Annotated in this window: 5 protein-coding genes and 1 pseudogene; all 6 read right to left on the bottom strand. The window is 42.2% G+C overall.

Annotation, left to right across the window (positions count from 1 at the left end; all coding sequences use genetic code 11):
• The coding region (locus ACFILU_RS08420) for a hypothetical protein (protein WP_375675568.1) at nucleotides 1-1,822 on the bottom strand (1,822 nt) is incomplete at its 3' end.
• Nucleotides 1,822-3,243 carry a hypothetical protein gene (locus ACFILU_RS08415; RefSeq protein WP_375675567.1) on the bottom strand — a complete coding sequence of 474 codons (1,422 nt, stop codon included), beginning with the start codon at nucleotides 3,241-3,243 and terminating at the stop codon, nucleotides 1,822-1,824. The genes ACFILU_RS08415 and ACFILU_RS08420, both read right to left, overlap by 1 nt.
• 24 nt (nucleotides 3,244-3,267) lie before the next feature.
• A complete protein-coding gene (locus tag ACFILU_RS08410) occupies nucleotides 3,268-4,206 on the bottom strand; it encodes a hypothetical protein (RefSeq protein ID WP_375675566.1) in 939 nt (312 codons plus the stop codon).
• Nucleotide 4,207: 1 nt separating this feature from the next.
• Nucleotides 4,208-4,633 carry a hypothetical protein gene (locus ACFILU_RS08405; protein WP_375675564.1) on the bottom strand — a complete coding sequence of 142 codons (426 nt, stop codon included), beginning with the start codon at nucleotides 4,631-4,633 and terminating at the stop codon, nucleotides 4,208-4,210.
• Nucleotides 4,633-6,090 carry a hypothetical protein gene (locus ACFILU_RS08400; protein ID WP_375675562.1) on the bottom strand — a complete coding sequence of 486 codons (1,458 nt, stop codon included), beginning with the start codon at nucleotides 6,088-6,090 and terminating at the stop codon, nucleotides 4,633-4,635. The genes ACFILU_RS08405 and ACFILU_RS08400 overlap by 1 nt, the downstream gene beginning before the upstream one ends.
• A 1-nt stretch (nucleotide 6,091) precedes the next feature.
• Nucleotides 6,092-6,715 (bottom strand): annotated as a pseudogene (locus tag ACFILU_RS08395) (hypothetical protein); the annotation flags it as partial.
• Nucleotides 6,716-6,925: the final 210 nt, after the last annotated feature.

Here is a 6,925-nt window from a genome sequence, read left to right as displayed (position 1 = left end):
AAAAATCTGCATAATTAGCTTCTCTATCGACAACCTTCTTAACAGCAGAAGCTTTATCTGCTCCATAAATCTTTGCAAATCTTTCATAAAGATCATTCGTACCAAAAATCTCCTTTGCCTTGGACACTTCATCTTTTGTTTGACCCATACCTTGTAAAAGTTTTGCTCTTGATCCCTTTTTAAAGTATTCTTGTTGTCCCTCTGGTAATTCATCAAAAATTTTACTGAATTTATCCTTATTAACCGACTTTCTAAGGACTTTTTCTCCTTCGCCCATAGCATCTACACGTGCACTATATTGATGATACAATGCCCGCCCTTTCTTATATTCAGACGATATATCATCCATAATCTCTAACAATTTTTTCCGGATACCTACTAAGGTACGAACTTTGCTATCATCTCCCATTTTTCTCGCTGTATCTGTCATAAAACGAAGTTTACGCTGCGTTTCATGAAGAATCCCCATGTTCGGTTTTTCTTTAAGGAGACTAAATTTTTGAGAAGAAAAAGGACTGACTTTATTCCCACCACTCGTGAACTCCTTTAACCCTTCGTCATAAGCTTGTTTAAAATAGGGGCGCTCCATTAATTCATTAAGCGCGCCATAATATTTTTCTCCTATCGGCGTTTTCTTGGCTATATCGTAAAGACTCTCTGTCGCCGCTTCCCTACTCGCGATAAGATCATCTTTTAAACCTGTGACATTTTGACGAGGAACAAAGTGTTCATCAGCAGCTTGATGAATACGCTCCCCTCCTCCCAGCGCTCTCTGCTCAGCTCTTTTGGTCAAATCAAGATAAGCCCCTTGGTTTCTTTTCGCGATATCAAAAACAAGATCCTGTAAAAAAGGACTATGATCAGCTACGTAATCGATAGGAACTGCATTCTTAAAAGAGTTTCCTAGCTCTTCAGAAGCCTCCTTACCTAAATGTTTACTGATTTCTCTTAATGTGTCTGTTGTAACACCTTGCTTGTGAGAAGGAGAAAAAAGTCTTTGTATTCCACCGACAGTAGAACCAGCCAAATGACCTAAAGCACTTCCAACCAATGCCCCGCCCGCTCCTAAACCTGCACCAGATAACGTACTTGTAAGTGTATTACCAAGACCTTCGCCTTCTCCCGCTCCATGTAATGCACCAGATGCCGCCCCTACTTTAAGCAAATGCGGCAATGTTGTTTTGTTCGTGATGCCTAAAAATGGACTTGCAAATCGACTTGGAAATGACTGACCAGTGTTCAAAAAGGCTTGACCTAATTTTGACCCCGCCACATTCCTTGCAAGTGTAGGCGCTACAAAGCGTGCTCCTGAGGCTAACAATCCTCCCCCTAAAGTCGCAAGGGAAGGAATTGCCGACCCTAAAGCATTTCCAGCAAAAGAAGTCCAATAATGTTGATCACTCATCCTACGATAATAATCACGTATTCTATTAGCTTCTTTCTCATACTTATCTTCGTATTTCTTATCTCCAGATAACCAATATCTGTACAGCCCCTTGCGAAAAGCATTTAGTGCATTCTCATTCTCATCATCACGTCCCGCCGCTGTGATCCCTGCAATTTCATCATCTAAATTAAAACTGAGACCATGCTTTAAAGAATTCCAAAAAGCTTCACTTTGCGTGATTTCGGGATGTTGCGGTGATGGTGTTTCTTCAAAATTCGGAGCATCATCGAGAACACGCAAACGATAACGTTTTCCACTTTTAGATGTTACATATTCTGGAGTGCCACCTCTCGAATTGTCATCGAGAACACGCAAACGGTAACGTTTTCCACTTTTAGATGTTACATATTCTGGAATGCTAGTATAAGTATTCATTAATACTCTTCCTTTTCAATACGCTTACCGGTAGACGCATCTATAAACACAGTGATATCATCTCTGTCGATACCTTCCTGCCATTTCATTATAGGTATATTTGCACCACCTCCTTGTGACATCGGTGAATCTACAAAATATTTATCAGAGATTTCTTGGGGCGTATCTATAGGCTGACCTGTTAATGCGTTGTACAGTTGAAGATCATTATGCCTATTGAAAAAATCAAATGCTGTTTTAATTACTTGTAAAGTCCTCTCCAATCCCTCTTTATCTCGCCCAACATCCAAAGAACCAAACATTGATGATAGTGCCTGACTTTCAAAATTTGATATAGGACCAGTTCCTACTGTTCCGCTAGGACTCATCGATTTTAGATTCTCAAATACCGTCCTTAGAACACCACCTCTAATTCCCTCCAATAATTTGTCTAAGTTGTACGCATCACTTCCACCAGCTTTTTTCATAAACCACCCCTTAAATCCTGTAGCACTACCTTTTTGAATGAGTTCAAAAGCAGCTTTCAGATCATTTAATCCAGCTCTCAACTGCTGCTTGGTGGTGAACATATTTTTTATCCTTTTACCCTCCCACTCTTTCTGTGCTTGTAGCTTCTGATTATACTCCAATGCCTGTAGAGTCCCTGACATCGGTCTCTGTCCACGTTCACCTGTCTCTGGATCGGTATACCATTCATGCCCCGCAAGTAGTTTAGGAGTATCACCACCTGTTAGCAATGCACTAAGCATTTGAGGATTCCGTGCCATGACAGCAGCTTCTTCATCACTGTAGCCTTTGGACTTTAAATAATCGACAGTCTGGTTAACCTGCCCTCTTTGTTTATCACCTTCATTAAGATGCTTCACACCACTTGCTAGCGCATCCCATCCAGAACCATCTGTGGGTGCTGCCGCCATACCTGCAAAAAGATCTTTGAGCTTCTGATACGCATCTGATTGAAAAAACTTATAAGTATTGGACTGTAAAAATTTCTCTGCATCTGTCAGTTCAGGAGTCGGTGTTGGGGAAGCGGGTGCTAATGGTTGCGTTTGTTCATTAACATGAGGTTTAAATTCTTGTGGAGCGTCCTCCAGTGCATTTGGCATAGGGGAATGATTTCCTACACCAAGAGGCATTTCCGTTTTAGGAGCCGTATAGGGCATAAATGGTCCATATGGCTGCTGCATATTCTGTAAATAGGGGTTGTTTGGAGCATGTACTTCCTCTGGTGCCATCAAAGGGGCGAGAGTCATTGCCCCTCCAGTAGCTATGGTACTCTTTGGACTTGCTTTCATGAATTGTCCAAATCTTTGCGCCCCTGTAACCGCTTTTGGAGCCATTCTGGGATAAAGATATCTCATAATATGCGGTGCAAATCTCGCTCCTGTTACTAAAGCCATTGGTATTATCGGTGCAACCATCACACTCTCCTACAAAACTATTCTTTAATTATTCTCCAGAGCTTTCTTTTGATTCATGTAATCTAAAAAAAACTTGGATGCTCCTCCTGCCAACGCTGCTCCCATTGGACCACCTGCCATGTAACCAAAAGCCATCGGTGCTGCTTGAAGTGCCAGAGAACCTATAGCCCCTACATTTTTCCACGGATTATTGCCCTCTATCTTAGAGATTGTATGATTATTCGTCGTCGTGCCGTAATTCCTTGCAAAGCCATGACCGGCGTTCATAAGCATATTCAATCTATTCCAGCCGCTATTGTCTTGTTCCAGCCAACGTTCACGATTGGCATCAACAACTCTCTGATTGTAATTATCAAGCACACCTCCCCCCTGTATGGCATTGGAATAGGCATTGCCATAACCCTGTAAGAAGTTATTTGAGGCTCCCAACTGATTTTGATTGGCTTGGTCTATCATGGCATTGGCTTGCATCATGCGGTCCGCATCACGATTATACTGGTCTGCCATAGCACTTGTGGACAAAGCACCAAGTTCATTTGCCAATACACCTGCATGTGCACCAGACCCATAACGACCCGCACCCGCAAAAGAGCTGTTAATCGTATCTCTTACACGGTCTAAGCTATTTTGAAGGGCGGCATTAAAAGACGGATTCTGTCCAACCATACCACCAGAAGCCATATGTCTAAGATTCATGGCTGCCGACGTTGGATTATAGATTGTATTCATCAAAGAGCGATTTTGATAGTGCAATGGTACACTCCCAAGACCACCTATGGCTTGGGTGGTTTGAGCACTTAACGGGGCAATACGAGGTCCCCCATACACATTACCCCCAATCCCTGTGTCATACATTTGATACGCATCCCTACCCCCACGCTTAAATACATTCTGCATCCAAGCTGGAGGAGCGCTTGTCTGCACCTGCTTTTGTTCTGTTGTTGCTGGTGTCTTGCTCCCCATTTCACAATTCCTTCCTGTAATAAAGCATATCTATGCTGTAACCTTGCTTGTCCAATGCACGTTTCCAACCCAAACGACCCAAGATCTCCATTTCAGAAGCCCCATTCTCACGCGCCCAATCCTCTACAACTTGCAAATTGTCAACCAAATCAAGAACACCCTTGCCACTACATTCACAAATCAGAGCGCGTTTCTTTCCTAAAACTGTCTGCTGTATCTGGGTCGTGACTGCTGCTAAAAAGCGCTCTTCATCATCCAAAACAAGCCATAACTGTTTCTTGCCACTGCAAATCGCTTCAATGAGCTCTTGCAACGTGATTTCATGTTTGAAACGCTCTACATACTCTCTAAAGGATGCAATGATTTCTTCAAGATAAGGGGCTATACGCTCTATATCCCAAGAACTGGTCAAAAAGACTTTTGCCATTATCCTCTACCAAAAGGACGTAAATCCACATTAAAACCCGTAATCATCGTCCAAGGTTCATTCTTAGGAATGCGCAATTTAAAGCGGTGATAACGATTGCGTGAACGCCCATGATAAGCGCCCGTGACATAAGAACACACCCTCTCCTTATGCCATGTGATCGGCGTCTGATTATTGCGAAGACGACGTTCTCCTATACTTAAAAGACCTTCCGTCGTATCAACTTCAGCAAACATCTTCGTGATAAAGTTAAAACTTCCATCCGGCGCTCCCATCTCTTGCGAAACAACCGTTGCCTCCATCGGGGCTCCTGTAAACATAACAAGCCGATTGTTTTCATCAAAAGCACCAAGCATTGGAGCGCCACTTTGCCAACGAGGGCTGTCTAAAGAAGCCGGCAATGCCTCAAGATTGAGCGAAATCTCATCTAACTGTTCTAAAGTATAACCTGTTGTAAACATTGGAAATAACGTGAAAGGCTTTCCCTGTAGTGTCGACCATTTCTGTAAACCCCAATCATAAACAAAGGTGGTTTGCTCGTTATTGCCTCTCTTTAAGGACCAATAAATCCGGTTATCAATGGGGTCTATAACTCCTTGCATCTCATCAAGAGCAAACTTATCAAATGTTTTAAAAACCGTTCTATCAACCTTTTCAAAACCTATCGGTAAAAGTTGACCATCTAAACTCATTTGATAAAAACCGCCATCACCTGCAAAAAAAGCATCACTCCCTCGACATGCTATAGAGGCTGCACTTCTTGCTCCTCGCTTGTCTTGTATCTTTTGAAACGTAAACACAATCTTAGAACCCGCAACAAAGGTTCCTGCATAAATAGCAGAACGCATAAAAATGAGGGGATTGGTGGACTCTGTTGCCCCTTGAACATATTCTCCATCCGGAAAATCCTGAAAATCGCAATCTTTCTGTTTAACTGTCCAATGGGTTGCATCTTCCAAACCAGACCAATGAATGCGATTGGGGTTATCTGTCAATTGCATCAAACAAACAAAAGGTCCCCAAACCTTCACCAAGCCTGCTTTCGGTGGATTGCCTCCTAAATCTTCAAATCGTTCAGAACTATGGGTATTAAAAACTTGTGGTTTATCATTTTTATTCACCGCAATAATTCTTTGACCAAACAAAGCGAACGACCATTGATTATCCTCATGCGCATGATAGGTCACACCACTTTGGCTTATGTCTTTCCAACCCTTCGTTTGGCTATCATAACTATAAAGCTTTTGCTTGCCTCCTACGATTATCTTAACACCATTACCGCTTCTAAAGGCGATTGAACCCAAAGGCTTTTCTTCCAAAGGATGAGACACAACCATTGCACTAGGCATGGGTATGTAACCACCATCTGCCGGTAAAACATTCACAAGGCTATCCGTAAAACTGCCGTTGACAACCGCAACATCCGGTCTGTAATCGGCAATGGGAAAATAAACCATGCTAAAAATCCGTTGGTATTATTCTAGTCACGTTATGACGTTGAGACGTCTCTGCACGCAATTCATGCAACTGTTCGTTAAAGTCATTGTAAGCTGCCGTGGCACAATCGGGGTCTTTCAAGATATTCTTGTAAAGTTCGTATTTTGCACGCGCCTTAATCAAATCAAACGCGTGCACAAACCATGGGTGCTCCTCATCAACACTCTCTATCTCTGATAAACGCAATGGAGAGAGAATGAGTTGAATCTGATAGGCTCTATCCGGCGTGGGATAAAGATGTAATTTCCTATCAAAATAACTGTAACAAACCGGCGTTCCTTGCTGCTCTGATGATAACAATGGCTCTAAAGAAACATGGTCCTTACACTCCAAGGCAAACTTATGATGTTGATCAGAGCTTAGATAAACGTTTTTTATTTTAACAGCTGTTTCAATAGGGCGGGTAGTGCTTGCATCATAAACACCTTGTCCCGCCCGTGTCTCAAACACCACATCACGGCTTTCGTTAAAGTAAAAGGTCTCCCGTTCACAAAAACGAATGGCTGCAAAAATGCTTTCTTGGATTTGTTGAACATACTCATCGGCTATGTCATCAATCTCATCTTGAATGACCGATACAAGATATTGATTTATAATGATAATCTAGCTCTGTTCATATTGAATTAGACGCCCGAATAACGTAGGATTCTCTCATTTCAAATCTGTTTATCTTGAATCAAGCAAAACCACTTGCTTGCACGTCACAAGCGGGGTTGATGTGTGGGTAAAAATTGTACAAGAAAGGAGTAAAAATGGTTCTTATGAATCGTCTTAATGCAAGGGCTGTCGCAACAT

The organism is Bartonella sp. CL100XZDX (assembly GCF_042195375.1).
GTDB lineage: Bacteria > Pseudomonadota > Alphaproteobacteria > Rhizobiales > Rhizobiaceae > Bartonella.
Note: the sequence above shows the minus strand (reverse complement) of the source record. Positions and strands in the feature narration are given on the sequence as shown.

What these genes read in the sequence shown, in the direction of transcription:
- ACFILU_RS08415 (WP_375675567.1), bottom strand. Translation starts at nt 3,243, where the DNA reads ATGGTTGCACCGATAATACCAATGGCTTTAGTAACAGGAGCGAGATTT.
- ACFILU_RS08410 (WP_375675566.1), bottom strand. Translation starts at nt 4,206, where the DNA reads ATGGGGAGCAAGACACCAGCAACAACAGAACAAAAGCAGGTGCAGACA.
- ACFILU_RS08405 (WP_375675564.1), bottom strand. Translation starts at nt 4,633, where the DNA reads ATGGCAAAAGTCTTTTTGACCAGTTCTTGGGATATAGAGCGTATAGCC.
- ACFILU_RS08400 (WP_375675562.1), bottom strand. Translation starts at nt 6,090, where the DNA reads ATGGTTTATTTTCCCATTGCCGATTACAGACCGGATGTTGCGGTTGTC.